The organism is Vibrio tetraodonis, assembly GCF_003350295.1.
Taxonomy (GTDB): Bacteria; Pseudomonadota; Gammaproteobacteria; order Enterobacterales; family Vibrionaceae; genus Vibrio; species Vibrio tetraodonis.
In genome coordinates this window covers 58,362-84,269 of sequence record NZ_QLYY01000022.1, presented here as the reverse complement: position 1 = coordinate 84,269, position 25,908 = coordinate 58,362, and the positions used below count along the sequence as shown (strand labels likewise).

Annotated in this window: 35 protein-coding genes and 1 riboswitch; of the genes, 30 read left to right on the top strand and 5 right to left on the bottom strand. The window is 43.3% G+C overall.

Features of this window, described 5'->3' with window-relative positions; genetic code table 11:
• Positions 1–47: 47 nt before the first annotated feature.
• Positions 48–575, bottom strand: a complete 528-nt coding sequence (gene yjgA / locus DPF90_RS16995) for a ribosome biogenesis factor YjgA (protein WP_114787516.1) — start codon at positions 573–575, stop codon at positions 48–50.
• Positions 576–683: 108 nt separating this feature from the next.
• Here yjgA and pmbA point away from each other — a divergent pair, with 108 nt between their 5' ends.
• Positions 684–2,027: a metalloprotease PmbA gene (pmbA, locus tag DPF90_RS16990; RefSeq protein ID WP_114787515.1), complete on the top strand. Its 1,344-nt coding sequence runs from the start codon at positions 684–686 to the stop codon at positions 2,025–2,027.
• A 76-nt stretch (positions 2,028–2,103) separates the two neighbouring features.
• On the opposite strand, the gene lysC is transcribed toward pmbA, so the two are convergent.
• Together lysC and DPF90_RS20305 are read right to left on the bottom strand one after the other, a co-directional pair.
• A complete protein-coding gene (gene lysC, locus DPF90_RS16985; protein ID WP_114787514.1) occupies positions 2,104–3,453 on the bottom strand; it encodes a lysine-sensitive aspartokinase 3 in 1,350 nt (449 codons plus the stop codon).
• 87 nt (positions 3,454–3,540) lie between these two features.
• Positions 3,541–3,718: riboswitch (Lysine riboswitch) on the bottom strand.
• A 185-nt stretch (positions 3,719–3,903) separates the two neighbouring features.
• The gene (locus DPF90_RS20305) at positions 3,904–4,473 is read right to left on the bottom strand and encodes a helix-turn-helix domain-containing protein (protein WP_162814056.1); all 570 of its coding nucleotides are present in this window, start codon (positions 4,471–4,473) and stop codon (positions 3,904–3,906) included.
• Between the two features lie 473 nt (positions 4,474–4,946).
• On the opposite strand from DPF90_RS20305, the gene DPF90_RS16980 reads away from it, so the two are divergent.
• The 28 genes from DPF90_RS16980 (at position 4,947) to DPF90_RS20300 (ending at position 24,454) form a co-directional block, all read left to right on the top strand.
• Positions 4,947–5,543, top strand: coding sequence for a hypothetical protein (locus DPF90_RS16980; RefSeq protein WP_114787513.1), 597 nt, complete (start codon positions 4,947–4,949; stop codon positions 5,541–5,543).
• A 624-nt stretch (positions 5,544–6,167) separates the two neighbouring features.
• Positions 6,168–6,449, top strand: a complete 282-nt coding sequence (locus DPF90_RS16975) for a hypothetical protein (protein ID WP_114787512.1) — start codon at positions 6,168–6,170, stop codon at positions 6,447–6,449.
• 76 nt (positions 6,450–6,525) lie between these two features.
• Positions 6,526–6,960, top strand: a complete 435-nt coding sequence (locus DPF90_RS16970; protein WP_114787511.1) for a hypothetical protein — start codon at positions 6,526–6,528, stop codon at positions 6,958–6,960.
• A gap of 85 nt (positions 6,961–7,045) precedes the next feature.
• The gene (locus DPF90_RS16965; RefSeq protein ID WP_114787510.1) at positions 7,046–7,612 is read left to right on the top strand and encodes a hypothetical protein; all 567 of its coding nucleotides are present in this window, start codon (positions 7,046–7,048) and stop codon (positions 7,610–7,612) included.
• On the top strand, positions 7,587–8,315 hold the full coding sequence (locus DPF90_RS16960) for a phage baseplate assembly protein V (protein WP_114787509.1): 729 nt from the start codon (positions 7,587–7,589) through the stop codon (positions 8,313–8,315). Before DPF90_RS16965 ends, DPF90_RS16960 begins: the two co-directional genes overlap by 26 nt.
• Positions 8,316–8,324: 9 nt before the next feature.
• Positions 8,325–8,651, top strand: a complete 327-nt coding sequence (locus DPF90_RS16955) for a hypothetical protein (RefSeq protein WP_114787508.1) — start codon at positions 8,325–8,327, stop codon at positions 8,649–8,651.
• Positions 8,648–9,643, top strand: a complete 996-nt coding sequence (locus DPF90_RS16950; protein WP_114787507.1) for a baseplate J/gp47 family protein — start codon at positions 8,648–8,650, stop codon at positions 9,641–9,643. The genes DPF90_RS16955 and DPF90_RS16950 overlap by 4 nt, the downstream gene beginning before the upstream one ends.
• Complete coding sequence (locus DPF90_RS16945; protein ID WP_114787506.1) at positions 9,624–10,367, top strand: phage tail protein; 744 nt, start codon at positions 9,624–9,626, stop codon at positions 10,365–10,367. Before DPF90_RS16950 ends, DPF90_RS16945 begins: the two co-directional genes overlap by 20 nt.
• Positions 10,364–10,903, top strand: coding sequence for a phage tail-collar fiber domain-containing protein (locus tag DPF90_RS16940; protein ID WP_114787505.1), 540 nt, complete (start codon positions 10,364–10,366; stop codon positions 10,901–10,903). The genes DPF90_RS16945 and DPF90_RS16940 overlap by 4 nt, the downstream gene beginning before the upstream one ends.
• Positions 10,903–11,712 carry a hypothetical protein gene (locus tag DPF90_RS16935; RefSeq protein WP_114787504.1) on the top strand — a complete coding sequence of 270 codons (810 nt, stop codon included), beginning with the start codon at positions 10,903–10,905 and terminating at the stop codon, positions 11,710–11,712. Before DPF90_RS16940 ends, DPF90_RS16935 begins: the two co-directional genes overlap by 1 nt.
• Positions 11,713–11,777: 65 nt before the next feature.
• Positions 11,778–12,152 (top strand): phage tail assembly chaperone, encoded by a 375-nt coding sequence (locus DPF90_RS16930; RefSeq protein ID WP_240314536.1) that lies wholly within the window; start codon positions 11,778–11,780, stop codon positions 12,150–12,152.
• A gap of 207 nt (positions 12,153–12,359) precedes the next feature.
• Positions 12,360–13,268, top strand: coding sequence for a phage tail-collar fiber domain-containing protein (locus DPF90_RS16925; protein WP_114787503.1), 909 nt, complete (start codon positions 12,360–12,362; stop codon positions 13,266–13,268).
• 18 nt (positions 13,269–13,286) lie between these two features.
• On the top strand, positions 13,287–14,180 hold the full coding sequence (locus tag DPF90_RS16920) for a hypothetical protein (RefSeq protein WP_114787502.1): 894 nt from the start codon (positions 13,287–13,289) through the stop codon (positions 14,178–14,180).
• A 3-nt stretch (positions 14,181–14,183) separates the two neighbouring features.
• The gene (locus tag DPF90_RS16915) at positions 14,184–14,456 is read left to right on the top strand and encodes a hypothetical protein (RefSeq protein WP_114787501.1); all 273 of its coding nucleotides are present in this window, start codon (positions 14,184–14,186) and stop codon (positions 14,454–14,456) included.
• Between the two features lie 109 nt (positions 14,457–14,565).
• Entirely contained in the window at positions 14,566–15,345 is a 780-nt protein-coding gene (locus DPF90_RS16910; RefSeq protein ID WP_114787500.1) for a phage tail protein, read from the top strand.
• Between the two features lie 12 nt (positions 15,346–15,357).
• The gene (locus tag DPF90_RS16905; RefSeq protein ID WP_114787499.1) at positions 15,358–15,594 is read left to right on the top strand and encodes a phage tail assembly chaperone; all 237 of its coding nucleotides are present in this window, start codon (positions 15,358–15,360) and stop codon (positions 15,592–15,594) included.
• Positions 15,595–15,701: 107 nt separating this feature from the next.
• A complete protein-coding gene (locus tag DPF90_RS16900) occupies positions 15,702–16,478 on the top strand; it encodes a DUF1565 domain-containing protein (RefSeq protein ID WP_162814055.1) in 777 nt (258 codons plus the stop codon).
• 8 nt (positions 16,479–16,486) lie between these two features.
• Positions 16,487–16,765, top strand: a complete 279-nt coding sequence (locus DPF90_RS16895) for a hypothetical protein (protein WP_114787497.1) — start codon at positions 16,487–16,489, stop codon at positions 16,763–16,765.
• Between the two features lie 88 nt (positions 16,766–16,853).
• Positions 16,854–17,042 carry a hypothetical protein gene (locus DPF90_RS16890; RefSeq protein WP_114787496.1) on the top strand — a complete coding sequence of 63 codons (189 nt, stop codon included), beginning with the start codon at positions 16,854–16,856 and terminating at the stop codon, positions 17,040–17,042.
• Positions 17,042–18,187, top strand: a complete 1,146-nt coding sequence (locus tag DPF90_RS16885; protein WP_114787495.1) for a phage tail sheath protein — start codon at positions 17,042–17,044, stop codon at positions 18,185–18,187. Before DPF90_RS16890 ends, DPF90_RS16885 begins: the two co-directional genes overlap by 1 nt.
• Positions 18,188–18,199: 12 nt before the next feature.
• Positions 18,200–18,667 (top strand): phage major tail tube protein, encoded by a 468-nt coding sequence (locus tag DPF90_RS16880; RefSeq protein WP_114787494.1) that lies wholly within the window; start codon positions 18,200–18,202, stop codon positions 18,665–18,667.
• 68 nt (positions 18,668–18,735) lie between these two features.
• Positions 18,736–19,266 carry a phage tail assembly protein gene (locus DPF90_RS16875; RefSeq protein ID WP_114787493.1) on the top strand — a complete coding sequence of 177 codons (531 nt, stop codon included), beginning with the start codon at positions 18,736–18,738 and terminating at the stop codon, positions 19,264–19,266.
• Between the two features lie 126 nt (positions 19,267–19,392).
• Positions 19,393–21,705 (top strand): phage tail tape measure protein, encoded by a 2,313-nt coding sequence (locus DPF90_RS16870; RefSeq protein WP_114787492.1) that lies wholly within the window; start codon positions 19,393–19,395, stop codon positions 21,703–21,705.
• Positions 21,705–22,106: a phage tail protein gene (locus tag DPF90_RS16865; protein WP_114787491.1), complete on the top strand. Its 402-nt coding sequence runs from the start codon at positions 21,705–21,707 to the stop codon at positions 22,104–22,106. Before DPF90_RS16870 ends, DPF90_RS16865 begins: the two co-directional genes overlap by 1 nt.
• Positions 22,081–22,287, top strand: a complete 207-nt coding sequence (locus DPF90_RS16860) for a tail protein X (RefSeq protein ID WP_114787490.1) — start codon at positions 22,081–22,083, stop codon at positions 22,285–22,287. Before DPF90_RS16865 ends, DPF90_RS16860 begins: the two co-directional genes overlap by 26 nt.
• Positions 22,278–23,237, top strand: coding sequence for a contractile injection system protein, VgrG/Pvc8 family (locus DPF90_RS16855; RefSeq protein ID WP_114787489.1), 960 nt, complete (start codon positions 22,278–22,280; stop codon positions 23,235–23,237). Before DPF90_RS16860 ends, DPF90_RS16855 begins: the two co-directional genes overlap by 10 nt.
• Before the next feature lie 15 nt (positions 23,238–23,252).
• On the top strand, positions 23,253–23,780 hold the full coding sequence (locus DPF90_RS16850; protein ID WP_114787488.1) for a glycoside hydrolase family 108 protein: 528 nt from the start codon (positions 23,253–23,255) through the stop codon (positions 23,778–23,780).
• Between the two features lie 449 nt (positions 23,781–24,229).
• Positions 24,230–24,454, top strand: coding sequence for a hypothetical protein (locus DPF90_RS20300; RefSeq protein WP_162814054.1), 225 nt, complete (start codon positions 24,230–24,232; stop codon positions 24,452–24,454).
• Positions 24,455–24,503: 49 nt separating this feature from the next.
• On the opposite strand, the gene DPF90_RS20295 is transcribed toward DPF90_RS20300, so the two are convergent.
• On the bottom strand, positions 24,504–24,674 hold the full coding sequence (locus DPF90_RS20295; RefSeq protein ID WP_162814053.1) for a hypothetical protein: 171 nt from the start codon (positions 24,672–24,674) through the stop codon (positions 24,504–24,506).
• A 321-nt stretch (positions 24,675–24,995) separates the two neighbouring features.
• Here DPF90_RS20295 and DPF90_RS16840 point away from each other — a divergent pair, with 321 nt between their 5' ends.
• Positions 24,996–25,325 (top strand): helix-turn-helix domain-containing protein, encoded by a 330-nt coding sequence (locus DPF90_RS16840; RefSeq protein ID WP_114787486.1) that lies wholly within the window; start codon positions 24,996–24,998, stop codon positions 25,323–25,325.
• Between the two features lie 28 nt (positions 25,326–25,353).
• Here DPF90_RS16840 and DPF90_RS16835 read toward each other — a convergent pair whose 3' ends face one another.
• On the bottom strand, positions 25,354–25,551 hold the full coding sequence (locus tag DPF90_RS16835; protein ID WP_114787485.1) for a hypothetical protein: 198 nt from the start codon (positions 25,549–25,551) through the stop codon (positions 25,354–25,356).
• Between the last annotated feature and the right edge of the window lie 357 nt (positions 25,552–25,908).

Genomic DNA, 25,908 nt, shown 5'->3' with positions numbered 1-25,908 from the left:
CGCTAGCCTTAACTATTTACCAAGTTTAATGCTCAGATCGTGGAGTGTTAAAACTCTTCATCATGGAGTGTTTTGAGCAGTTGGAATATCTCGCGGTACGCTTTGGCAGGTTTACCGGCGCTCTTTTCTTTTACTGCTTGACGCGCTAACTGGCGTAGGCGCTGGCGATCAGCTTGTGGGTAAAGTTCCAGTACGTCAGCAATCGCGTCATCGCCTTCTGTGAGCATACGATCGCGAAGCTGCTCTAACTTATGTAAGGCAGCGGTTGCTTGTGAGTGCTTGTTACGTACTTTGTCTAATGCTGCTTGCAAAGGCTCTGGGTCTTCAAAGCGCATCAACTTGCCGATATATTGAAGCTGACGCCTGCGAGCCTCGTTTTTAAAACGTTGCGCATCTTTAATGGCGTCTGCCAAGTCTTCACTGAGCGGAAATTTTTCAAGTACAGAAGGTTTTAGATTCACTAACTCTTCGCCTAGCTTCTGCAACTCTTCCATGTCACGTTTCATCTCAGTCTTACTGACCCAAATGATTTCTTCCTCTTCTTCCCATGGCGCTTTTTGGTTCTTACGTGCCATTTTTCTGCCTTAATTTAACTGTCTATTTCTCTATTTTAACAAGAATCATGGGGAGAAAGCGAAATTCTTGTTATCCTAGGAAGAATATACCTGAAGCATGAAGAAAATATGGACGTAAAACAGCAAATTGCTCAGCAAAGCGTTGAGCTCGAAGCCGTGGTTGCAAAAGCACTCGAAATGGCTGCGCAAAAATCCGATGGTGCTGAAGTCGCGATCACAAAGAGCACTGGACTGAGTGTTTCTACTAGGATGTGTGAGGTAGAAAATGTTGAGTTTAACAGTGATGGTGCCTTAGGTATTACTGTGTTTAAAGGGCAGCGAAAGGGCAGCGCCTCGACATCTGATTTGAGTGAAAAGGCGATACAACAAACGGTTTTGGCGGCGCTTGATATCGCCAATTATACTTCTGAAGACCCTTACGCAGGTCCTGCGCCAAAAGAGCTGATGGTCAAAGAAATACCCGATCTGGATTTATTTCACCCTGATACTCCTGACCCTGATCAGGCAGCGCAAATTGCGATACGGGCTGAGCAGCAAGCGTTATCACACAGCGACAAGATCAAACAAAGTGATGGCGCCAGTTATGACAGTCACTATGGCCTAAAAGTCTATGGTAATAGTCATGGCGTGCTGGCGAGTTATGCGTCAAGCCGTCACAGCACCAGCTGCTGTGTTATTGGTGAAGGCAAAAGTGGTGTGATGGAGCGTGATTACAGCTATACGGTTGCGCGCTGCAAAGACGACTTGTGGACGCCAGAATCGGTTGGTGAAAAAGCGGCAGAAAAGACCATTCGTCGTCTTGATGCGCAAAAGCTAAAAACGGGTCAGTATCCAGTTATGTTTGCTGCCGATGTTGCTACTGGCTTGCTTGGTCATCTCGTGATGGCAATCAGTGGGGGAAATTTGTATCGCAAGTCTTCTTTCCTACTTGATCGTTTAGGTCAGCAGGTTTTACCTAACTGGTTCAATATTGCAGAAAAACCCCATGTATTGAGAGGACTGGCTTCAAGCCCATTTGATAGTGAAGGTGTGATAACCCAAGATCGCGAAATTATCTCCGATGGTGTGCTATCGACCTATCTTTTGACCAGCTACGCGGCGCGCAAATTAGATATGACGCCAACAGGTCATGCTGGTGGTATTCATAACTGGTACGTGCAATCAACGGGACAAGACTTTGAGCAAATGCTTAAAGAGTTAGGTACAGGCTTTTTGGTTACTGAAGTGATGGGGCAAGGTGTCAACATAGTCACTGGAGACTACTCTCGAGGAGCAGCAGGCTTTTGGGTAGAAAATGGTCAGATACAATATCCGGTTTCTGAAGTGACAATTGCCGGCAATCTTAGCACTATGTTTGATAAAATCGCAGCAGTTGGCAGCGATATCGAAACACGTTCTCAAATTCAGACCGGTTCTATTTTGCTAGAAAGTATGAAAGTGGCAGGAGACTGATAGTCTATAGGATAGTCAGATATTGCTAGTGATAAAAAAGGGTTGAATGTTCAACCCTTTTTCATTTTCAGTGAATTTATTCGAACAACTGATTATGCAGCCTTTGAATAGCGAGCTTAGAATCTGCTTCATTGACCAAAAAGCAAAGGTTATGTGGACTGGCTCCGTAACAAATCATTCTGAGATTAAAGTCTTCAAGCGTGCCAAAAACGTGTTTTGCATAGCCCTTACTTTCACTCATCTTGTTGCCAATTAAAGCCACTAGACACAAGTCATGTTCTACTTCAACACTGCATAATTCTTCAAGCTCTTCGCGTACTTCTTGTGGCAGTTGAGGCGCACCTCCTGCGGTATCAGTTTGATCCAAAGTGAGACTGACACTGATTTCAGATGTAGTAATTAAATCGACCGAAATCTTATGTTTAGCTAAAATTTCAAACACTTTAGCCAAAAAGCCATAAGCGTGAAACATGCGTGCGCTACGTAGCGTAACCATAGTTTGATTGCAGCGCAGAGCTAGTGCTCGAAATAAAGGCGAATCCTCTACTTGGTGGCGAATCCAAGTTCCGCCTTGATCTGGCTGCTTGGATGAGCCTACAAATACGGGGATTTCATGACGAAGTGCAGGCACTAATGTCGAAGGATGGAGGATCTTAGCGCCAAAGTTGGCCATTTCCGACGCTTCGCTAAAACTTATCTCTGCAATAGGTGTTGCCTTAGGGGCAATGCGAGGATCTGTGGTGTAAATGCCCGGAACATCTGTCCAGATCTCAAGACCTTTAGCTTCCACGGCTTCTGCTATCAGTGCAGCGCTATAGTCACTACCACCTCGGCCCAATGTGGTCGTATTGCCTTGCTCATCTGAGCCAATAAATCCTTGTGTAACAACGATGTGCTCCTGGCATAAAGGGATCAACCTTGACCGAGCAAGACTGTAGATGGTGTCGAGTTCAGGTTCGGCTTTACCAAAGGCGCTGTCTGTTCGTAGCACCTCGCGAATATCAAATCGATGAGCATTAATACCGCGCTCTTGCATTAGTTTAGTGAGAAGATGAGTAGACATTAACTCACCACAAGCAACGAGATGATCGGTTAGCTTTTTACTGGGTTGAATAGAGGCGGCTTCAGCCAAACTAGTCACGGTATCAAGGATTTCATAGATGTCACTGGCGGTTTTGGTGGCATCACTTAACTGGCTAAGTACGTTTTCGTGGATAGTGGCAAGTTGAGTGAGAAGCTGGCTTCGATGATCATTGTCTGATACGCCATTGGCCAATTCAACCAATAGATTGGTAACACCAGAACAAGCACTAATCACAACCAGCCTTGTATTTGGTCTTTGCTCGACAATTGCCGCGCAGCGATTCATGGCCTCAAAATTAGCTACACTGGTTCCACCAAACTTAGCAACATTAAAATTGCTCACAGTATTTCTCCCAAAACTTCCTGAAAATGAATAGTAATCCTTTGCTTGAAGAGAGAATGAGCGAGTCGAGGGGCTTATTATTAGGGCGACCTCAGAAGCTCTTCACCAGACTGGGCTGGTGACAGTTGATGGGACTCAACCCAAGTCAACCGACAGATCAAAACCACAATGTTGATCTACCTCGGCACTACTCCCCCTCAGTGTTATGTATTGGAGTTGTGGCCCCACAAAACACCTACCTGGGTAGTGCTCCTCTTCTGCAAAATGCATAAATACAGTGATAATAAACACTGTACCTCTGGCATTGAACGTGTTTATGAGCGGTTTGTCAACGGAAACTTTAGTTGGATAATCTTTAAAGTGGCGAGGAAAACCGATAGGTTTTCCACTTATTCAAATCAACAAAATAGTCGTGCTAGGGCTACGCTTATCGGTTGGCGAAAAAGTTGGTTAACCATGACCAACCCAGCCTACCACTCGGCCAACGACTTCTCCCTGATCGATAGTTTCAAACTCTCGGTTTGCTGGAATAAATTTACCGCGATATTTACGTCTGAAGTGGAAAGTGCCACCCGCTTTAACTATCACTAAAGTGTTATCACTAGCCGATTTCATTGGCTCTACGATAATAAAGCAGCCAATAGGATAATTGATGGCAAAGTCTGAAGAGATCATTGCAGCATCACGAACTCTGAGAGCGTAGCTTTCCGGCTTAGCGCCATTGGGATAAAAGGTCGAACCTTGTGAGTCTGGCTGCTCTTTTTCTATGTCTGCCCAACTTAGAATATTCACGCTTTTGGTGTGATAACCATGCATTTCTTCCGTTTCCATGCGTGTAACGAACTCACCCAGTGTGGTATCCATTTTTTCGAGTGCGCGTACCAGTACTTGGGTGGGTAAGTCACCCTCTCCCTGTTCAAACCTTCCTATCGTTGCTCGGCTTGCGATACCGACAAAATCTTTTTGCTTTAACTTTTTCGATTTTCGTATTGCTGTAAAAACCTGATGTGCATCTGGCATATGCTTTACTCCTATTTTGAATCTAAACGCCCAACTCAGTTGTTTTACTCTAGAAAAAGAGTCCAGTATGCCTCTGGTTTATCCCAGTGGTGCTGTTGTTATTTTTTCGCTCGATTATAAAGCATCTTAGAGCAATAAGAATGATTTTAGAGTTTTTTTACAGATAAAGTCACTTTATGACACAAAAATAGTGCTTTTGATATGCTTGTAACCCGATTTTCCATAGTGATGTTAAGGGCTATAGCTGTGTTTTATTTGTTCTACCGCCTATAAATATTGCTATGTAGTGAGTTCTTATCATCTAGTTTACTTTATCTGAGTTTTTTAAATTAAAGGATGAAATTAAAAGCTCAAATTTGAGTTGTTTTGTTGATTTTTTGATTTTTTGGATCTAATAATTACTGATTATTGGTTCTTAGAGTTTTATTTACGCTCTTAATAGACAGATTCCATATTCAGTAAGGGGGAGTAACTTGACTAATTATGACCAACAGCAACTAGAGGAAACTCGTGCTTTGATTGCGCAGGCGCTGGCCATTTATCAACCACGCAAATCAAGTGCTGGTTTTGATGGTGCTATGTATAAACTAGAGCAATGCCCGAGTTCAAAAAGGCAAGGTGAACGTATAACAGATCCACTGCACATCAAGGCTTCTCGTTCCCATAAGGGCGTACGGCTGAACTGTTCAGATGATGTGTTTGAGCACTTAAGGGTGCAGAGAGTTCTCAAGTCATTGCCTTCGCATCTAGCTAAGTGGTTGATATATAAGTACGGTGAAAGCTCGCCTGATAGTATGGTTCCAGAGTTAGTTAGCATAGTTGAAGGAGAGCTACCTATAGAGAATTGTCGTAAGCCAACTAAAGCTAAGATTAGGAATATGGTCTTTGAGCGTTTAACACGGCGTGAGTTTGTTGACTGCTTACAGCGAAACTTATTTGAGGCAATCGGTGTGAAAAAGCAGACATACTTTCAGTGTTATGCCAAGCATAATGATAGTATCACTGATCAGTTTCAAGCTCTCGATGAGCTCTCGTTAAGGACTTTTCAACGGCAATTTTTGAATCATTAAGTTGATTATTGAAGTTATAAATAAAAAAAAGACTCAAATATGAGTCTTTTTTGTTGCGTTGTCCTGACCTTGCATGATAGTATTTTGTCATCGTCGAAGAATTGTTAAGTTTTCACGATGACCAATCTAAACTGACTAAGCCCCTCTTATCCATATGAGGGGCTTTTTTGTTAGCATTGCAAATAGATAAATGCATAAGGCTATTAAATACTTATTTTATTTGATGTATATGACTATTTTTTAAGTTGGTTACGGCAGCTAGCCCTTACAATGAGAATCAAGTATCAATGTAGTATCTATGTTCAAGCCTGCGTTATCTAATGTGAAATCATAATACTGATGGCTAAAACTAACAGTGGAAAGACTAGGTTTCTCTATTTCCACTCAAGATGTTAACGTTTATTTTCGAGTTGTTTTTAAGTTAAAAATAAAAAAAGCTCAAATATGAGTAATTTTTTGTTTCGTTATCCTGACCTTGCATGATAGTATTTTGTCATCGTCGAAGATTTCCTTAGTTATTACCATAACTAGACAAGACTTCTCGACTTAAGCCCCTCTCGCCGCAGAGGGGCTTTTTTGTTGGTATCGCTTTAAATCACCACTCACACCCTTAAGTTGTAATTTATGTTAACGAATGATGAAGAGACCAATGGCTTTTGGCTGTTTGTTGCCGTTTTTATCATTGCGAGATTAGGCGTGATGTTAAAAAAGTCAGAGAAAATCTCACCTAAGATATTTTTTGCAGAGGTGTTTATTGCTTTAGCAATGGCATTTGGGGCGTGGCACTTAGGTTTGATGCAAGGAATGACATACAGCCAAATTGTCGTTTATGGCCTTTTTGGGGCGCTTGGGCATGTTCATATCATTAGATTTACAGTTCAACAAGCGTTTCGAAAAGATGTTTAACTTATTTATGGAGCCCAAAAATCAAGGTAGATCGCACTACCTATCAATTGGATCCTAATCACTAGGAGCTGAATTAATGGAGCATGGCGCTTTGTCCTCACCACATCTTAAAGAAGCCTGTTTTCTCGTAGGAAAAGCATTTGGAGTTCGTAATTTAGGACACTTTTTGTATGAAATTACTCACATTGAGTCAAAGTCAGGTCAAAGAAAGAGTAAGTTTGGCGGGGTTTGTTCAATCTCTCACTATCAATTTGGATTAATGCAGCAACACCACAGGTTCTATCACCATCGTAAAGTGATTCTGAATTCACTGGGTATCGATTTGAAATCCATTAATTTTGCTCATTTGTCCAATAACCCCACACTGTCTTTGATCATTGTCGCCGCATGGTTGTTAGCCAATATCGAACGAGTACCAAAACGGCGCTTGGATAGGGCCAAGTTATTTTCCAAGTGGTGGAGAGCGATGCCTTGTAGTGAGTACATGGAAAAAACCTATGATTTGCAATGAATTAACTGACTCTAGGTTTGAATATTAAATGCTAAAGCGCCTGTGACAACGGCGCTTTTTTATATGTTGAAGTGAGGCATTGAAAATGAACTACATTACTGGCCTTGATAATTATCTCGAGCGGCTTAGCGCGCTACTTACCACCACTCTTGGGCAAAGCGTTAAGGTGCAATACTCAGAGACACCAGACAGCCAACAAGTGAATAAGCCAATTGTTAGTTTGCCGCTGCCAAGTATCGAGCAGTGCAATTACTTAGCCGATGACCGTTACCAGCATCTACTCAAAGTGACGGTATTGATTAAACCAGACGTGAACAATGCCAATCCTACTCTCGCAGTGGCTAATGTGGCACACAAGATAATCACCTTATTAACAGGCCAGCTTTTTTTAGATCCTGCGCAAATGGGCAACAAAGACAACGGCGAGACTATGGCGCTTGACGCAGATTTTGATTGTTTAGATGAACCGCAAGAAATCCAAGCAAACAACTTAGATTTGAGCGCAGAAAATATGGCTTATGCGATTAGGTTTACACAAAAGGTCCGTTATGGAAGCCCGCAGCAGGAAACCTTCTGGATTAAGTCATTAAACATTAAAGAAAGCAAGGGCGATGAGAAGGTGATCTATGAATTTGAACCAAGCAATACTTGATCTAATTGGTCGGGTGAACGGTTTAGAGCGCCAGCTTAGAAACCTTATTAGGCTAGGGTGGGTAAAGTCAGTATCAGGCTCAAAAGCTGTGATTGATTACGCGCCCAATACTGAAGATGACTATCTTTCACCGCCTATTCAGTGGGTGGCTTTTGAAGCAGGTGAGGTAATTAAGTGGCGAGCGCCCAGCATTGGTGAACAAGTTATGGTGCTCAATTTATCTGGCGGCGTTGATGAAGCACATGCGATCGCTCTACCAGCCTCCTATTGTACCGACTTTAGTCCCAAAGAGACGGACCCACGTAAAACCACCTTAAGCATTCTCGATGTGTTTAAAGTCACCGCAGATTTTGCGGGTAATTACTTGGTCGAAGCCGATAGCTCGGTCAAGTTTGTCACGCCGTCTTTCTCAGTCGATGCCTCGGAGGTTATTTCAATGCAGACCAAACAATATAACCGAACCGCGAACACGGCTAACACCAAGGGAACTCAATCACAAGAGGGCAATGTCAGTATTAAAGGTTCGCTTGATGTGAGTAATCAAATCAAAACTCCAGCTCTAGTGAGTTATGCGCCGGGTGCTTTCTCCCTTGCAGGTAGTGGCGCCAACTTCTCTGACGCTGTGATCGCCAATGTGAAATTTAGTACCCATCGCCACAAAGTGAACCGTGAAGGCTCGCCAACTGAAGTTCCTATTAATTAAGAGGTTATTATGCAACAAGGTATAGACCCTACAACAGGCTTAAGTGTATGGGGGGCTAGGCAAGCTGAGTGTCGATTATTCAAAGCAATCACTACTCAGTTAGGTTCAAGAGAAAAACGGCGCAATGTTGGCGGCGAGTTTCGAAAACTCATGGGCCTTGCCAATGAGCACAATCGCATGCAAGCCATTAACCGTATTCACCGAATTATTGCTAATCCTGCCAATGATTTATCAGACATAGTTAACCCAAAAGTTGACATTCGAATACATGGGGCGGGTTTTCTTACCCGCATTAACTACACATACGACGGACAGAAACAGGTGTTGGAGCTATGAGTAAAATAAAAATCCCGCAAATATTGACCGTTGAAAAATTTGCAGACATGCGTGAGCGGTTTATCAATGACTTTTTTCTTCCACACGCAGAAAAGGAAGTGGGTAATGAAAAAGCGCGCAACTTAACCGCGGGCCTACGTAGCCCCAACGAGTCTGCTGCCCTTTTGCTTGATGCCATGATTTTATTTCGCCAACAAGAAACCCGTAACGATAACTACAAATACTTACAACACTTTGCAAAAACCGTTACTGACTCGGAAATGGTAGATGTGGTGGTTTCCCGCTTGGGTTTGAAACGTCAAATCATTAAAGCGGGGGATGATACGGTCTCGCCTAACATTCCAGCTGTAAAGGAATCGGATGCCTCGTTACTGCATCGCTACAGCTTAGCACCCTATGGTTTGGCGACCACAGGAACCCGAAGTGGCTATAAATTCCATGCCATGACGTTGGGAGCGCGCCCTTTGATCACGATTTCTAGCGAGTCGGATAATGTGGTGACTCAACGCTTTGAGTTCACGCCAACCGAGGGTGTGATTCGGCCTAAAGATGCTAAAGCAAGGATGCTCAAAAAAAATTCAGGGGAGGTGGAAATACGCATACTCTCGCCTGAAGGAAATGGTCAAGCGAGCCAAAAACTGCAAGATGAGGTGTTAGAGTATTGTCGCCGCCCTGATATTGCTCAAGAGTCTGATCATATTAGCGTGCGCTCAGCCAGCATCAAACCCTACAAGATTGAGATTGAGGCATGGGAAGAAACCGCGCCTACCCGTTTAATTGACGAAAAGGCGTTAGAGCAAGCGCTTAGTGATTACGCTGAGCAGCAGCATAAACTCGGCGCAAAAATCCAGCGCTCGCGGATAAGCCAAATTGCGCACAACCATAACGCCACCAAGCTCAATATCTTGCAGCCATCAGCCGATCTGGTGTGTGAATGGTTTGAAGCGCCGTATTGTCAGGAGGTGGACGTGCATGTCAAAGCCAATCGATGAGCAGACTCTTTTACCCGACAACCGTACCTCTTTTGAACGCAGCTTTGAAGAGGGGTTTAAAAAACTGGTTAAAAGCACAGATGTGCTAGCCGCCATCGCAGACCCTTGCACCACCAGCCAAGAGATTTTGCCCATTATCGCCTCGGAGCGAGGGGTGAATGATTGGTTTTTTAGTGATACTGAAGATCAAAAACGCGCGATAACCAAGGTTTCTTATTCAGTGCATCAAACCAGTGGCACTAATGCGGGCATTGAGCTGGCGCTGGAAGCGGTGGATTTCTCTGCCAAGATTGAACATTGGACCAAGGTGCAAGGCGGTTTGCCCTACACGGTTTATGTCACAGCGCGGGCTAACACCACGCAGAATGTTACCAAAGAGCGGGCGCACCGCCTTATTGAGCGGCTAAATCACGTTAAATCCGAGCGTGATACGGTCGATTTAACTTTGGCCTATGATGTTGAACAAAAATTTAGAGCTCAGGCGGCGGTGTTGCCGAGAGTCAATATTCAGCCGACCAAAGCCCAAGTTAAGCTATGGCCGATAAGCACCAGTGGACGCGTTTCACTTGGCGCTGGTGGCGGTGCGCCCATTTCGGTTAGCCCCATGTTGGTCAAAGCCAAGCTTGCTCAAACTAAGTTAACGGGCAATGACTACTTGGGTTCAGCCCTTGGTCTTCATCCCTTATCCGTTAGCCCTATTTACACAATAGCGAGAATGCCATGACACTAGCCGTAACCATTACCGAGCACGGGTTAGCTGAATGTATCAGCGCCAAAGAAAAAGGATTGCACGCCAAGATCGAATGGATCTCGGCAGGCGATAGAGCTTATAGCCCAAGCCCAACCCAAACCAAGCTGCGCCGCGAAAAGCAGCGGGTAAAGATATCAGAGTACAAAGACACAGGTGACACCTCGCTGCAATGCACCGCCAAATTTGACGGTGATTCAGAGTTTGCCATTCGAGAGATAGGCATTTGGTTAGCAAGTGGCACCTTACTTGGCGTGATTTCAGCGCCGGATAGAACCCTGAACTACAAAGCGGCCAAAGCCCAGGTGATCATTCCCTTTACCATGGACCTATCTGTACTGCCAACCGATTCGGTGCAGGTATCAGTTGGGGTGGAAAACCTCAATATTTTGATTGATAGCGAGATGATGAAAGATGCGCTGGCGTTTATGCGCTCACAAGCGGTGCAAACTCAACAATCTCATATGCTAATGCAACAAGCAGAGCGATTAAGACAACTGGAGACACACTAATGTCTGAAATTTTAAACCAATTGCAAGAGGTCAAACTGGCGGCGCAAGCCCAAACCGAGGCCAGTCAGGCGCAAACCACCGAAGTGGCCAATAAAATGGGCCACATTGACCAAACACTGCAACAAGCCAAACAAAGTTTTGATGCATGGAAGGAGGAAACCAAAGCAGTAGATATTGAAGGCCAAGGCCGTTATGAGACTGAATTTTTTGTTGATGGTGATAAAGATACATTTTATCCGGTGTATTTTGAAATGCCTTCAGGGGATGAAAGCGAGATTCAAATATATAGACACTATAGTTGGAACAAGGATAGTAATGATTTTAATGCCAATCGTCATGTGGCTTCAGCTCTAGTCATCCTTAAAGGGCAAACATGTCCTTGGAGTGGTGACGCCAACTACTTGCGCACTGTAGTAAATCGCCAGCGCTATCGTCCATCTGTGGCCAAAGTAGGTTTCTATGCTTGGTGTGAGACCCAAAAAATGGATCCAGACGGGCGTGATGTAAGCTACAACAGAGCTGGGGCCGGTTATAAAGCAAGAACACATTCTGGGTTTATGCTTAGGGGCGGTAAACTTAAATACAAAATCTACTCGAATAGGCCTATTGTTTTTAAATTATGTAAAACGGATGGAGAAGAGATTTATTCCAATTCTGCCAGCCATGTTAATGCTAGCTGGCTATCAAAAACGGTTTCTTTGGCGGAGGCTGAAGCAGGAGACTCGGACAATAATGTGCCACTTAACTACATAAGCTATGATTTCTCTCAACCCGCCCCTTCATCATTTACATCCAACTTGACTACATAAGTTACGATCTCTCAACCTAGCGCCCCATCATTTAAGACTATAGATAAAATGGATTAAATACCACTATGATCAAACAACTTAACTTTCGCGGTGAAACGCTTATTAATGTTCCCGCTGATATGCACATACTACTTGAAATGGGCTTATCTAAAGCCGAAGCAGAGCAAGCCCTAAGCGCTTACCAAGTAGAAAAAGAGCTTGAGAAAATACGCGCCCACCGCGCGCCTTTGCTGATTGAAGCGGATCACTTGGTCAATATTGCGTTGGATAAAGGCCTTGATATTAAGCCTGCACGCGACTATCGCCAAGCGCTTAGAGACATTACCGTTGAAAATCAAGTGTTTGCTAACGTAAGGTGGCCGACAAAGCCAACCGATGTACAACCAGGGAGAATAACGAATCTTTTGGTGAAAGTCGGCGCAGTAAAACCGGCGCAGTAAAATCAAGCGATACCAAGTAACACCTTGGTCGACATCCGCTTTTGATATGACGGGGATAACCCCAAGCTATTTTCTCTATCTTCTCAATACCGCCGCCGACGTTGGCCTAACGGCGGACATCAATCACAAGATATTGAGCGCTTTCTTATAGCAAGAGGGTTATCCCTGTCTATCCAAACTACCTATTTTTACTAAAGTGAGAATGCTATGACACTAGCTGTCACCATCACAGAGCAAGGGTTAGCTGAGTGTGTGAACAAGAAAACCAAAGGAATTCATGCTGAGATCAAATGGATTTCTGTTGGTGACCGAGACTACACACCTAGCGCGACTCAAACTAGCCTGCGCAATGAAAAGCAGCGGGTTGAAATTTCAGAATACAGGGACACAGGAGAAGCATCACTACAATGTACCGCCAAGTTTTCCGGCGATAGCGAATTTGCCATTCGTGAAATCGGTATCTGGTTATCAAGCGGCACCTTGCTCGGGGTCATCTCAGAAAAAGACAAAACCCTCAACTATAAAGCCACCAATGCACACGTCATTATCCCATTTACCATGGACTTATCGGCGCTGCCGACCGATTCAGTCAAGGTCAATGTCGGGGTAGAGAATCTTAATATTCTCATTGATGAAGACTTCGCGGCGCTAAGCGCCAGTGTGGTCAATAATCAGGCTCAATCGTTAAAGCAAGAGCTGCGTATGCTTGAGTCAGAAAAGCAGCGCGATGAGTTTGCTGGGCAAGTTAACCAAACGCTTGAAAATCAAACCACCCATTTGCGCAGTCTTGATAGTCAGATAGAGCGCTTTCAAGGCCGTATCAATACCGAGTTTACTGCGCTAAGCACAAGCCTAGTGAGTGTCCAAACCAATGATATTCAGCAGCAGTTGGACTTGCTGGCAGCTAACAAAGAGTACAACCAGTTTACTGGTCAGATGCGTGAGCAGCTCGAAAGCCACTCGACAAAACTAGAATCCATCATCGCAGACTTGGATAGGTCTCGTGAACAATTAAGTAACGATTTTACCAGTTTGGCCGAAGGCCATGTCTCGACTCAGCTGAGTGTTATTAAGCAAGAGCTGCGACTCAACGCATTGGAAAGTCGCATTAAATAAACACAAATAAGGAATACCATGGCCAATACAAGTGAAATAGCCAACTTAATTAGCGCGGTGACGGAATTAACCCAAACCGTGTCGGATAAAATGGCGGATATCGACCAAACCGTAGACAGAGCGGTCGCTAAAATCCCAGCCATGTTTGCAGAAAAAAGAGTTACCGTCGATGTAAATAATGGTGATGACAACAATCCCGATGGACCATTTAAAACCCTAAAAGCCGCTATTTTTAGTGTCTCCGACGGGGGGCATGTGAGGGTCACTTTACCACAAACTAAAGAAGGCTTTATCTATGAGCTCAATACTAGAATCAATATTGGCTCAAGAAAAGTGACTATTGTTGGTGGTTATTCCTCTATGGAGAGTGAAGGCTACAAACCCACAATCATTAAACCAATAAAAGAATTAAATATTCACAATCACACCGCATTGAAAGGTTGTTTTTATGGGCATACAGGGGGAGAGTTGGAATTCCTTTACTTAAGAACCATGCTTCCGCGCCTATTCTCAAATAGTGAAGCGTGGCATGCCCACTCTGGAGCTTTTATTAGTGGTGCCATTGCATTCAAACAACATAATTACAACCTTAAGCCCCCAGGTATTTTTGTTGAAAGTAATGGTTCAAATGAAGCGCCAGTTCCTTTTTTGCGTTCAAGTGCACGTGATGTGAAAGGGGATATGTCAGTTGCCTTGTCCTATGTTGATATCGAAACAACTGATAAAAAACCACTGTTTGAATTGCAATATGGTGGATCTACCATGCGTTTTAGTATGCATAATTCAAAAGTGTTCGACTCGTCTGGCGCTAAGGTAGAAGCTCGAGAGTTATTTAGTGGGTTGCAATATGGCTTACATGGCTATGCCACCAATTTATTAGCCAGCTCAGTATTAACAGAAAAGAAAGGGTAAAGCATGTTATTAACGTTTTTTCATCAAGGTGCACATTATATTAACTACACAGTAGAGGATGCTCAACAAGCAAACATTCCCGATGCGGTTATCAACCAAGCGCAGCAAGAGGCAATTTACGATAGTTTGGTGGCCGAGCGTCGCCAAGCTTATGCACTGGAATCCGATCCGATTTACAGTGAATGGCAATACGACAAAACAGCCGAAAAAGAACAACAATGGCGCGATAAAGTCGCTGAAATTAAAGTCCGCTATCCATTGCCACCCAAAGCATAAACTACCGCCAATTCGGCGGTTTTTTTATGCCTAAATTAAGCCCAAATCATGCAGCTGTGCCCAACCATATCACTAAGCAGAGCCGCTAACCCATTTAATAAGGAATACCATGGCCAATACAAGCGAAATAACCAACTTAATTAGGGAAACGACTAAATTAACCCAAGCTGTGTTGGGTAAAATGGCGGATATCGATAATAAAGTCGCCAGCGCCGAGAGTGATTTTCAAAAGTTTAATCAAAGTGTGGTCGATAACACCGGCTTTACCGCGATGAATTATAACCATGACTTTAGAGATATCCATGAACTTGAAGCCAATGCTCATGGTCATAAAAACGTGTATCCCCTGGGTATGGGGATAAATAAGTTGCGTAATGATTGCGTTAAAACTGAAATGATTGGAGTGCACAGTGGTGTTAACCCAGAAAGTCGCGACGAAGAAGCGAAAAAGCTCCTCGATTTTATGGGGATCACACGAGGACGTCGGAACTTTAGCCGAAGTTTCAATATATTAAAAATGACGGTGCTTGATACATCGTTTCAATCTGAGCTACATTATGATTTTTATATTCCCGATCGACACGTAAAGGATAGTCCTTCGGCTACCTTTATGGCGTACGCCAAAATCAAAGGCACCTCGAAAATCAATTGGTTAAATGTTAAACAAAAAGATGAATGGCAGCAAATAATAGAACATCGTTCAGGCCGTGATCCTGGTCGTTACATACATATCGACCTTGACTTTACTAATGCCAGTGTTGGTGATGTTCTTTATTTGGCTCTGCCGACCATTTGTACTGGGCACTTTCCTAAATCAAAAAAACACGGCGTGCTATACAGCCCGAAAACTGAGTTGATCCGTAAAATCAATAAACTTCATCCAGCATAAGGAAAATAAGTAATGACAATGTTAGTTGTAACTCACCGTGGTCTTGTGGCAGAAGATTGGGTTGAATCGATTGAAAAGCGCGATCAGCTTATGTTTGAAGCCGATAAGCTGGTTAATACCGCTTTAGATAAAGGCCTCGATGCTGCGCCGTTTCGCCAGTATCGCCAAGCCTTGCGCGATATTCCTCAAACTTTTACTGATGCTACAGAGATTATCTGGCCGCAAAAACCCACACTAGAGCAAATATAAACCTATGACCGCGTTAAGCGGTTTTTTTATATCTAAATAACGCCCCTATCTGTGTTGGCAAAACCAATAGCCGATAGGGTGTTTTTCTATCTTTAATGAGGAAAGTAATGGCAAGTTCAGAGACAGGTCAGTTGATTCAGGCGGTGAATCGTTTGACCCAAACCGTTCAAGATAAAATCGCTGATATAGACAGAAAAGTGGATTCGGTAGCGAATGACATTCGCGCTAACACAGGGCTTACCCAAAAGCAGCTGTTTTATGTTGATGCCGAAGCGGGTGATGACTCAGCAACAGGCTCAGAGCAGCGCCCTTTTAAAACCGTAAAAAAAGCGCTCAGCTCTGCTCATTCAGGCGCCGTGTGCACCATCCGATTACAACGAAATCAAAGGCATGTGGTAACAGGAGAGACTAGTGTTTTTGCTAATCAGCTTGACATTGTGCCTTGGACTAAAAACCAAGATATGAGTCTTGATTATCACTATGATGCATCTACCCCAGTATTAGATATGCAAGGCGAAATTTATTTATTTGGGAGCATCAGAATCGGCGGGAATAAGCAATCAATTGTTATCGAAGCAAGTGGTAAAGATTTCAATGATTCAGCTCGGTTTAATTTCTATGCTGGAGGCAGCTTTACGCTTGCACGCAGTCGTATGATTTTAAACTTTCCTCACGATAAAGCAGTTTTGTTAGGCGGACCACACATCCATACATGTTCTAACAAAGTTTCGTTAAATCAGGCGGATATACAAATAAACAAAGGCTATCTTTCTAATCCTGCTCATCTCGTTGTGAGATCCTCCACAGGCTTTGAATATGTAGAAGATCTTATCCTAGGAGCGAATAAAGATAATACCCTATCTAACGTTCCATTTAAGTCATAGGAGGCAGCATGGAAATCTCTTTTAATTACAATAACCAAAGTTATGTCAACTTTGACCCTAGCTCCGAGCTATTTGAATCACTCGAAATTCCGGCGGAAGAAAAAGCGCGAATTGTTTTGGCAGCGCAACAGCAAGCTGTGGTAGACAAAAGAAATGCAGCGTATCAAAAAGAAGTCTACCCCATGCTGCTTGATTTGCAATTTGAACGAGATGCGCAAAAAGAGCAAGCGTGCCGAGAAAAAGTCGAACAGATTAATGCTCGATACCCACTACCCCAAGAGCTATAACCAAACGCCTATTCGGCGGTTTTTTTATATCTAAATATCAACTTTGGCCCTGCACTTTTGCAGGGCTTTTTATATGGAGCAAATGCCAATGGCAAGCAAAAAAGCCTCAACCTCTCGCGCTAAGGGAGAAAACGATCCGCGTGATTACCGAATGCTGGTGGAAAAGCGCATTCTTCAACGCTGGCGCGAGCCTGGTGAGATCATCAGTTTGATGCCTTCTCAAGCTGAATACCACCTGATGAATAATACCCTTGAATTAAACGAAGAGAGTAAATAATGGCAAAGATAACCACACAAACTCATAACGGGATTTCTCTGGAAGTGAGTGAACCGCTAGGCCCTATGGGCGGTGTAGATAACCAGCTTGGTGGCTTTATTGGTACGACCAAACACAAGAGTCAAGATGTTGACTATGGCGAGCCAGTGAAAATTCGCACCCTTGCTGACTTAGCACTGATTGATACAAGAGAAAAGCCAGCCGGCGTTTTGTATAACAGCGTCAAGTATTTTCTAGAAGTGGCTCAAGTGCCATGTTACGTCATTATGTACGAAGAAAATGCTAACAAAGCAACCAACCTTAACAATGTGATTGGTGGGACTTCAAGTGCCGGCCGATTAACGGGTATTCACGCCTTTAAAGCTTGCCCTGAAGCGCCAACCAATATTGCCGCGCCTGGTTTTCACAGTATTGAAGTTGCTCATGCACTGGCTGGTGTTGCCAACCAAACCTACTGTGAAGCTTGGGTCGATGGCCCCAACGGTACCACAGAAGCGGCGAAGACATTTGCTGCATTGCTTGGAGATACTCACAAGCGAGTATGGTGTTGTGATGTTAATGGTGAGCGCTGGGATCATACTATTCCACCTTCTGTGATTGGTATGGCGGCGCGGTGCAGTGTTAAACCTTCTCAAACACCAAATGGTGCTTCGACTCCTTTGGATGATATTTCACGTATTGTCGGATACCGCGTGAATGATAAAAACAGTGAAGGGGTTGAGTTGAATAAAGCTGGAGTATCGGTAACGATTCGCGATCCAAATGGCGGCTTGATGTTCCTTGGCACTCGCACCGCTGATGGCAGTTTTGGCAATATCATCGGGATTGAAAACCAGTTGTGCCGCGAGCTCATTAAGTCGCACCGCGACACAATGAAATACAACCTAGACTTTGACTTCTTCAAACAGCGCATTGCTCAGTTAAGCAACTGGCTGTCAAGCCTACAAGCTGATGGCGAGATCATCGGCGCGCGATGCTATCTGCATGAAACTCGCAACAACTTGCAAAGATATAAAAACGGCGAATGGGTCTTGGTTATCGATTGGGGCGCTTATCGTCCAAATGAGCACTCAATTATTGAACTCAATCAAGACGATGAACTGCTTAAAGTATACGTCGACGACGCAATTAAAACATTCGGTTAATAAAGGTTAAATATGTCTAATAGAGTTACTCACGCGAGAAAACTAACGCTGCCAGGCGGTATTAAAATCACTAACAACATGGAAGAGTTCACGCCACCAAAATACACCAAGGTGTATGCGGATGTGCCGGGATCTTTTATGGGCAAGAAAGTGTGTGTTGGCTACGAAGCCTCTGAGTGGTCAGTCACCATTAAAGGTGAAATGGCTGCGGTTGTAAAAAGCGCACTAAAAGATGCAGATAAAACTGTCATAATCTACAACGAAAATGGTGTCAATAAACATAAACGTTATGACGCTGAGCACGCAATGACAGGCGAAGTAGTGGTTGAATACTCCGCAAATAAGATGCGTGAGCAGCAAACGCTAACCCTAACGGGGCAAATCACTAAGCATTTGTGGAAAGAAAACGGTAACACGCTTGCTGATGTTGATATTGACAATGGTCGATACATCATAGGTGGTAAGCAATTTAACGTTTAAACCATTTATTTACCTGACTAAAGGCCGCCCATGGGTGGCCTTTTTTATACCAGAAAAGAGACACGAGCATGAGCCAAACTCACTATCTAGAACGCACTTTCACGCTTTTAAAGCCTGTTGCAGACCACCGCCAAGTCACAGTAAAACCCATGAGTCGTCAATCGAGCATGGAGATAGAACCTAAGGGAGACACTTTTACTCAAGAAGAGAAAGAAGCTCTAGTGATGGCCTCTACCGGTTTGAATCAAGAAGAGCTTGATGCCTTATCAAGTCCAGATTGGCTGACGCTGTATAGTGCATCGTACGATTTTTATCATCAAACAGGCTACCAATTGGCGGGTGAAAAACAAGCTGATACCGCCAAAGACGCGATCCTCTTTTTCAGTGGTGAGCGAAAAGTATCGTTAGAACTTCCTACGCTCAAACTATCCAAAATGGCCGATAAAATGAGTGATGATATCAAGCGTGCTTGCTTTATTTTGGCCAATCTGACTGAGCTAGAAGAAGCAGAGATCATGAACTTACCCCTGCCTGATTATCGCAGCCTTGTTAGTGCAGCCTCCCATTTTTTAACCAAACCAGCGGCTTACTTTCAGTAAAGAGCGTTGAAACCATTTTAGATATTGTGCCCTTGGCGGGCTATTGCGCCACGGATGCACTTGAGTGGACAACGGAAATTGCCTTAAGGCGTTACGAGCTAGCTTTGGCTCATTTGGGGGTGAAGCGTGGATAAAAAAACACAACCTGGCATCACCATAAGCGCACAACAGGTGGTCGCTGGGTTCAAAACACTAGAAAGTGTGCAACAAGGGTTAATCAACACACTAAAGCAAACCCAGAAACAATTTAGTGCATTAAATGAAACACTTAGGTTAACGAATGCAGGATTAAAAGACTCAGCCAAAGAGTCAGAGTTAACCACGCCTAGATCGCAGTCAGGCCAAGACGTAGAAAGTCGCTGGGAAAAACAAAAGCAAGAGGCTTTGGAAGCTTTGCCTGGCGTATCCGATAAGGTTATGGACGTGATGATAAGCACCGCAAATAATGCATTGCGTTCATCAATGAACAATGAGGCGTCCTATATCAATGTTGCCAATAATTTAGATTTTGGCGAACAAGGACTTCTTAGTGAAGAGGCTAAAGAATTACGTCATGCTCTCAACGCTCTGGCGGTTGAAATGGCAGGTGCAAAGCATGGTGATGTATTAAACATTGCCAAGTTAGGTGCCAATGGAGGGATTGCCAAGCAAGACCTAGAAGTGTTTACCCGTGATACCATAATGACGGCGCAAGCTTGGGGGATGACCAAAGAGGAGTCTGCTCAGAAAGGTATAGCGCTTCGTACGTCTATGGGGTATGAAGAGGGAGAGGCTGGCCAAAAGCAGTTTATGCAAATGGCCAACATGATCAATGAGGTGAACAAAAATAGCGGCATAGCAGAGAAAGATCTGATTGATGTTATGATCAAGGCCGCTCCTCGCTTGTCACACTCAGGCTTTAAAGATCAAGAAGCTCTGAGTCTCGCCAATTCACTTTTGCTAGCCGGCGCGAACAAAGACGATGCGGCAAGATCGGCAGAAGATATTGCATCAGCGCTTAACCTTGGCTCTTTGGCAAACGATGATCAAGTTGCTGCCTTTGAAAAGCTGGGCATGGATGCAACGTCAGTATCAACCGCAATGAAAACGGATGCGATGGGGACTCTTGTTAAAGTACTTGAGGGTATAAAAGGACTTAATAAACAAGATCAATTCGCTACGGTGAAGACTTTATTTGGCACTAACTCCCCTCTTGCTGCTAATGCCTCAGTTCCTTACATTGAAAGTCTTTTGGACGATCCTACAAGGCTTATCGAAACTAAGAATCAAGCGGAGAATGCTAATCCGGATTCGGTAACCAAGGAGTACGCTGCAAGCGCAGATACCAAGCAAGCTGATATGGAGCGTTCGTTAGACGCTTTTAACAATTTATCCATTGTTGTCGGGGATAAAATATGGCCCGCATTTAGTGGAATATTAAACGCCATTACTGATGTAACCATAGCCACTACTCAATGGATAGCCGAATCAGAAGGTGCGGCTTCTGCTATTTTAGGCTTTGGGGGAGCGATACTCGGTGGCCTCGCTGCGTATAAAGCATATCGACGTGTTAAGTTTATTGGCACTCTTGCAGGTATTGCCAAAGAAGCGCTGGGAATGAAAAAGCAGCCTAGTGCCGTTGATGGAGCATCGAATGCGGCTTGCACACAGTGTGATGATGTCGATCGCCCAGAAAAAGCCAACCTCAGTAGGCGTGTGAATCAGTCTGGAGATCAAGTTAGAACCAGAAGTAATCCCAAAACAAGACAACCCCGCTCTCGTCCTCGAAATAAGCTCAAACCTCGCATCCTTAGTTTTGCTACTAGTGCAGCTTCTTTCCTTGCTGATAAAGCGAAGGGGGTGCCTAGTCTTATTTCCAATGGAGCTAAGAAGGTAGCCCAAACCACACATACAATTCGTGACAAGTTAAAAGATAAGCGTGTTAATCCACTACCTAAAAAACTGTTGGCTTTTGGTCCTTTAAAAATGGGGCTAAGAGCTATTGATATTGGAACCAGCCTAGCTCAAGGCGATACGGCTTCAGCCGTTGAAAGTGGCGGAGGGTTGTTAGGAGGCATGGGCGGTGCCGCGGCAGGAGCCGCTTTGGGAACTATGATACTGCCTGGGGTAGGCACTATAGTCGGCGCCACTATTGGCGGTATGTTGGGAGACTCTGCGGGCTCGGATATCGCATCTAGCCTGTTTGATTGGTTTTCGAAAGATGACTTACCCAACAAGTCTGAAGAAATAAAAGCAGCGCAAATTCAAAAAGCAGAACAGGCGCAAAAGCCAAATGTGACTTTCTCTCCTGTGGTTCAGGTAACTGGTTCTGAACAACCCGAGAAAACGGCGGCTTTGACTATGGAGGCAATACAACAAGCCTTAGCGCAATTTGCTCGCGAACATGGCCTAGATTCTGACAATCTTACTCAAGATTTTGAACATTCACTGGTGAACTAATGCAGCACTTAGCACTTAACGATCATGTGTTAAGCGTAGTGAAAGGCAATCCATTAGAAGAGCACTCGTATGATTCTTCTGCTGGATGGTCTGATTTTGACGCGATACACAGTCCACGACAAGACCCAACCGCCAACCCTTTGGATAACTGGACCCTGAACCTGGTTGCCTTTACTGGCAATGGGGAGAGTGAAGCAAAGGCTCTGCGAACTATGATGAAGTCACATGAAATCATTACCGTTACCGATGGCAAAGGGCAAAAATGGGGCAGGTTTACTCTTCGCAATATCAAAACTAGCTATACACGCATTGTTGAAAAAGGCCAAGCCCAAATTGTCAAAATGACCCTGACGTTAAAGGAATATCGACAACAAGATGAAAACCCGAGCAAAACCGTATGAAACCGTTAATACCTTACTTTACCGGGTGTTTGGTGTGGATTCTGACGACCTTGAAGAAGAGTTTTACAGACTTAATCCCACTCAGAACACCCCTTTTTTAAGGGCTAACCAAGAAATAGAGCTTCCTTATCTCGAGGAAGATTTAGAGACTACAAGCGATGATATTATTGTATGGACGTAATTGATATCAAAGGTGATGGAGCGGCAAGCCTGATGCCGCTTTTAACCAATTGGTCGTTGTCGGACAGTGAAGGCATGCAGTCTGACCGGTTATCATTAACCTTTTCTGGCATGGAGTCACAAACTCTTATTCCTAAAAGTGGTGCCGAATGGCGTGTATTTATCGATGGTGAGAAGAGGGGAGTTTACCAAATCTCTTCAATATCTGAGTATCTACATCCGGTCAGATTGGTTGTGCAATTGACCACTGCCATTTTTTGTGTGGCGGACGAAAAAGGCTTTAAAGAGCCAAGGCGACGAACCTTTCCACCAGCAAGAATACAAGATGTGGTTAAAGCAGTAATGGAACCACATGGTTATGAGGTGAGAGTGAGTCCCAAGTTTGCGTATAAGCCAACCGAGCATCTCAATCAGAATGAGGAAACAGATTCAGCTTTTATTGCTCGTTTGGCAGCAAAGCATGATGCCATTGCTAAACCTATCGATCGTATGTATGTGTTTGGTCAGAGCGGCAGTCTGAAGACCTTATCTGGTAATGAAAAGCCAGTGGTGACCATTACTCCGCAAGATGTACAACAAGGCAGTGCGAAATTAGCCCATCCGAGCTTTGTGCGCTTTAACGGCGTTAAAGCACATTGGCAAACACCGGATACCGGCCTGAGTGACACTCAAGTGATTGGTTCTAAGCCTTACTTTAGTATTAAAAACGTGTTTAAACACCCTGGTGAAGCTCAAGTGGCAGCAGAGGCTAAATTGGCGGAATTTAAGCGCAAAATACAAAAGTTTAGCGCTACTTTGCGCGGTAAGCCTGGCTTATTTGCAGAGTCAGTAATGATATTACAAGGCTTTCAATCTCCTCGCGCAAAAGGTCACTGGTCAGTCGACAGTGTGACATTATCTGGCACCCGTACTTCTTACACTATTCAAGTTGAAGCGACTCGGCCCATATAATTATAAGGAGGTATTATGAAATACCCTCAATCATATTTAATTGCATTTAACAGAGTGATAGGCCACGAAGGTAAATATCAAAATTCGTATTACGACCGCGGAAATTGGACAAGCGGAACTGTGGGTAAAGGTATTCGCAAAGGTACTAAGTTTGGTATTTCGGCCATGAGTTACCCGAGCCTTAATATTAAGCAATTAACCATAGAGCAAGCTAAAGATATTTATTATCGTGATTTTTGGTTGAAATTAGGCGGAGATAAAGTCCATAAAGCCGTTATGTATCAGCTTTTTGATGCCGCAATTCATCATGGTAGCTGGCGAGCTGTTCAGTTTCTGCAACGTTCTGTAGGCGCTATAGATGATGGCCACTATGGTGTAAAAACCCATGCTGCGGTAGAAGCGGCAGACCATAATGATCTTCTTCTGAAGTTTTTAGCCGAACGTTTGGACTTTATGAAAGAGGTTAAAACATGGTCGTTGTTTTCACGCGGATGGTCACAGCGTATTGTCGATAACCTGCGCCTTGCAGCGAGTGATAACTGAACAGTATCAAATAGTATTATATTTTATTAATATATTTAATATGAGATCATAATAAATATTATAATTGATAATAGTTATTGTGCTATTTCTTGCTAGTAATAACTCAATCTTCGATGAAGATGATTCTTATTCAATATTGGTTTTAATAACACTATCTTTTCTTTATGACCTTACTGGCTTTTGTATGGTTGTGATTTATTAGTTTATTAAACCATGGATAATGGAAAATTATCGGCTTTGTTAATAGTGATACTGAGATTTTTTTCTATTTAGGTTGTACCAAGAATAAGTTAGATAATAATCCTATGTACTTTAAATGGAAATAAAAATGCCATACCTAAAATTATTTATAGAAATGTTAAAAATTGCACCTTATTTAGTTGATAGCTACCAAGATCAACGTAGAGAGAAAGTAAAAAGAAATAACAATAAGCACAAGGAGCGTATTAATGAAAAACCTATCGAAACTTTTAGTGATGACTTTGGCGCCGCTTCTGGTAGCGTGCAGCTCGATAAGAGTATCCGACGCAAACTGCCCTCCAGCGCCAATAAATCTTGAGTGGTATACGGTCAACGATAATGGTGAGCAAGGTGTTTATTTACCTGAGCAAAGCTTTAAAGGCCTACAACACTACATTGCTCAGCTCAAATTATGTAGTGCTAATGACACATAACACTTGGCCCAACTGGTATGACGTTGGGCCTTAATTCCAGTTGCTTAAATTAGATTTCCTCAGCTTCAATTAAGTTTTGTAAAGCCCTTTCAATTTTCCTTTCAATTTCGATGAACAAGCAGACTAGATGGGCTTGTTCCCAGTTGGTAGCAGCTTCACTTCCGCAAGCAGCCAAGCCTTTTGCACTCTCCAGTAAATCCAAACTTTCCTCATTGCTCATACAGCCACTCCGGTCATTGAGAAATATTTCCACTCTATTAGGATAGAATTTGTCCAATCAATAAATATAGAGATTAGACTGAAAACTATTAGCTGTAGCATTTTAGTTTTTTTATAATACGTTTCTAATATAAGGTTAAATAAAGTCATGTTTTCCTAGCTTAGTTTTTATTATATAAAATTTTCTATTTTTCTTTTATTAACTAATTGGCATATAGTTAAATTTCATAATATAGGAAACACATAACACGTAAATACCTTCAACTCTATAAATCTCTTTTTAATCATATTAGGGATTGAACAATCACACCAAGGTAGGCGTATGTCGCATCATGACTTAATGCTGGTTATAAAAAGAAGGCGTGAACGTGATCAATTGACCCAGATGGCCATCGCTAAGGCAATAGGCGTTAGTCGGCGACATTATGTTCGATGTGAGTCAGGAAAAGCAGAATTGAAGCTGTCACAATTTGTTAATGCGATGAAGTTTTTAAATATCACCTACTTGGATTTGGCTTTGGATCTACTCAATCTAACACCAGTGACGGCGTGTGATGTTGCGGCGGCAGCACGGACGCTCAGTGCTGCTGCCCGTAGGTCGTTAGTGGAGTTTATGATGAAAAATCATCATGATAGAAAAAAGATTAATTAATAATGCAGGCATTTTAATAATGGCTTCTTTAAGCTTCGCTTGTGAGTTCTGCGTGGTTTATGTGTTGTTGGCATTCTCTTCCTAGCTGTTCGATAACTTGAAAACAGAGAGATAAAGTAGCGTGATCTATTTGGTTTGCTGCTTCTCCCGCTGCAATTGCAACGGCTGTGAGTTGCTGTACTTTTACGTCCGCACACTGAATGTGCTCGGTTGCATCAAAGTTCATTGTTACCTCGGTAAAGAACAGGATAAGTACTGTATATTTAAACAGTATTTTGGTTTGATTTCCATGTTTTTCTACAGAAAAATAGATGATTACTAAAGGTTTTTTTGCTTGCTGAAAGTTGTTCTAACTAGGCTGAAACTTGAACCAAGTAAAGGCTAATTAAATGTCAATGTTAAGCTTTAAGCCTTGGCCGAAAGCCTATGAGGTGACTAGTTAGATTTTGTGCTTGGCAATCGTACAAGCTGACATAGCGGTAACTGAAACATGCTTTTTGTCAGATGCGTAAACTTGTGACAAAGATTTCTATTTCACATGCCTAGTCAAATTGCTGGACTGGTCAATATGTTTTATCGTGGC

Excerpts from the sequence above, each read along its gene's own strand:
- DPF90_RS16855 (WP_114787489.1), top strand. The coding sequence starts at position 22,278 with ATGGACGTAATTGATATCAAAGGTGATGGAGCGGCAAGCCTGATGCCG.
- DPF90_RS16865 (WP_114787491.1), top strand. The coding sequence starts at position 21,705 with ATGCAGCACTTAGCACTTAACGATCATGTGTTAAGCGTAGTGAAAGGC.
- DPF90_RS16950 (WP_114787507.1), top strand. The coding sequence starts at position 8,648 with ATGAGTAAAATAAAAATCCCGCAAATATTGACCGTTGAAAAATTTGCA.
- DPF90_RS16890 (WP_114787496.1), top strand. The coding sequence starts at position 16,854 with ATGGCAAGCAAAAAAGCCTCAACCTCTCGCGCTAAGGGAGAAAACGAT.
- DPF90_RS16840 (WP_114787486.1), top strand. The coding sequence starts at position 24,996 with ATGTCGCATCATGACTTAATGCTGGTTATAAAAAGAAGGCGTGAACGT.
- DPF90_RS16915 (WP_114787501.1), top strand. The coding sequence starts at position 14,184 with ATGTTATTAACGTTTTTTCATCAAGGTGCACATTATATTAACTACACA.
- yjgA (WP_114787516.1), bottom strand. The coding sequence starts at position 575 with ATGGCACGTAAGAACCAAAAAGCGCCATGGGAAGAAGAGGAAGAAATC.
- DPF90_RS16965 (WP_114787510.1), top strand. The coding sequence starts at position 7,046 with ATGAACTACATTACTGGCCTTGATAATTATCTCGAGCGGCTTAGCGCG.
- DPF90_RS20295 (WP_162814053.1), bottom strand. The coding sequence starts at position 24,674 with ATGAGCAATGAGGAAAGTTTGGATTTACTGGAGAGTGCAAAAGGCTTG.
- DPF90_RS16885 (WP_114787495.1), top strand. The coding sequence starts at position 17,042 with ATGGCAAAGATAACCACACAAACTCATAACGGGATTTCTCTGGAAGTG.
- DPF90_RS16955 (WP_114787508.1), top strand. The coding sequence starts at position 8,325 with ATGCAACAAGGTATAGACCCTACAACAGGCTTAAGTGTATGGGGGGCT.
- DPF90_RS20300 (WP_162814054.1), top strand. The coding sequence starts at position 24,230 with ATGAAAAACCTATCGAAACTTTTAGTGATGACTTTGGCGCCGCTTCTG.
- DPF90_RS16895 (WP_114787497.1), top strand. The coding sequence starts at position 16,487 with ATGGAAATCTCTTTTAATTACAATAACCAAAGTTATGTCAACTTTGAC.
- DPF90_RS16940 (WP_114787505.1), top strand. The coding sequence starts at position 10,364 with ATGACACTAGCCGTAACCATTACCGAGCACGGGTTAGCTGAATGTATC.
- DPF90_RS16880 (WP_114787494.1), top strand. The coding sequence starts at position 18,200 with ATGTCTAATAGAGTTACTCACGCGAGAAAACTAACGCTGCCAGGCGGT.
- DPF90_RS16960 (WP_114787509.1), top strand. The coding sequence starts at position 7,587 with ATGAATTTGAACCAAGCAATACTTGATCTAATTGGTCGGGTGAACGGT.
- DPF90_RS16850 (WP_114787488.1), top strand. The coding sequence starts at position 23,253 with ATGAAATACCCTCAATCATATTTAATTGCATTTAACAGAGTGATAGGC.
- DPF90_RS16875 (WP_114787493.1), top strand. The coding sequence starts at position 18,736 with ATGAGCCAAACTCACTATCTAGAACGCACTTTCACGCTTTTAAAGCCT.
- DPF90_RS16835 (WP_114787485.1), bottom strand. The coding sequence starts at position 25,551 with ATGAACTTTGATGCAACCGAGCACATTCAGTGTGCGGACGTAAAAGTA.
- DPF90_RS16935 (WP_114787504.1), top strand. The coding sequence starts at position 10,903 with ATGTCTGAAATTTTAAACCAATTGCAAGAGGTCAAACTGGCGGCGCAA.
- DPF90_RS16860 (WP_114787490.1), top strand. The coding sequence starts at position 22,081 with ATGAAAACCCGAGCAAAACCGTATGAAACCGTTAATACCTTACTTTAC.
- DPF90_RS16970 (WP_114787511.1), top strand. The coding sequence starts at position 6,526 with ATGGAGCATGGCGCTTTGTCCTCACCACATCTTAAAGAAGCCTGTTTT.
- DPF90_RS16945 (WP_114787506.1), top strand. The coding sequence starts at position 9,624 with ATGTCAAAGCCAATCGATGAGCAGACTCTTTTACCCGACAACCGTACC.
- DPF90_RS16910 (WP_114787500.1), top strand. The coding sequence starts at position 14,566 with ATGGCCAATACAAGCGAAATAACCAACTTAATTAGGGAAACGACTAAA.
- DPF90_RS16900 (WP_162814055.1), top strand. The coding sequence starts at position 15,702 with ATGGCAAGTTCAGAGACAGGTCAGTTGATTCAGGCGGTGAATCGTTTG.
- DPF90_RS20305 (WP_162814056.1), bottom strand. The coding sequence starts at position 4,473 with ATGCCAGATGCACATCAGGTTTTTACAGCAATACGAAAATCGAAAAAG.
- pmbA (WP_114787515.1), top strand. The coding sequence starts at position 684 with ATGGACGTAAAACAGCAAATTGCTCAGCAAAGCGTTGAGCTCGAAGCC.
- DPF90_RS16920 (WP_114787502.1), top strand. The coding sequence starts at position 13,287 with ATGGCCAATACAAGTGAAATAGCCAACTTAATTAGCGCGGTGACGGAA.
- DPF90_RS16975 (WP_114787512.1), top strand. The coding sequence starts at position 6,168 with ATGTTAACGAATGATGAAGAGACCAATGGCTTTTGGCTGTTTGTTGCC.
- DPF90_RS16925 (WP_114787503.1), top strand. The coding sequence starts at position 12,360 with ATGACACTAGCTGTCACCATCACAGAGCAAGGGTTAGCTGAGTGTGTG.
- DPF90_RS16905 (WP_114787499.1), top strand. The coding sequence starts at position 15,358 with ATGACAATGTTAGTTGTAACTCACCGTGGTCTTGTGGCAGAAGATTGG.
- DPF90_RS16930 (WP_240314536.1), top strand. The coding sequence starts at position 11,778 with ATGATCAAACAACTTAACTTTCGCGGTGAAACGCTTATTAATGTTCCC.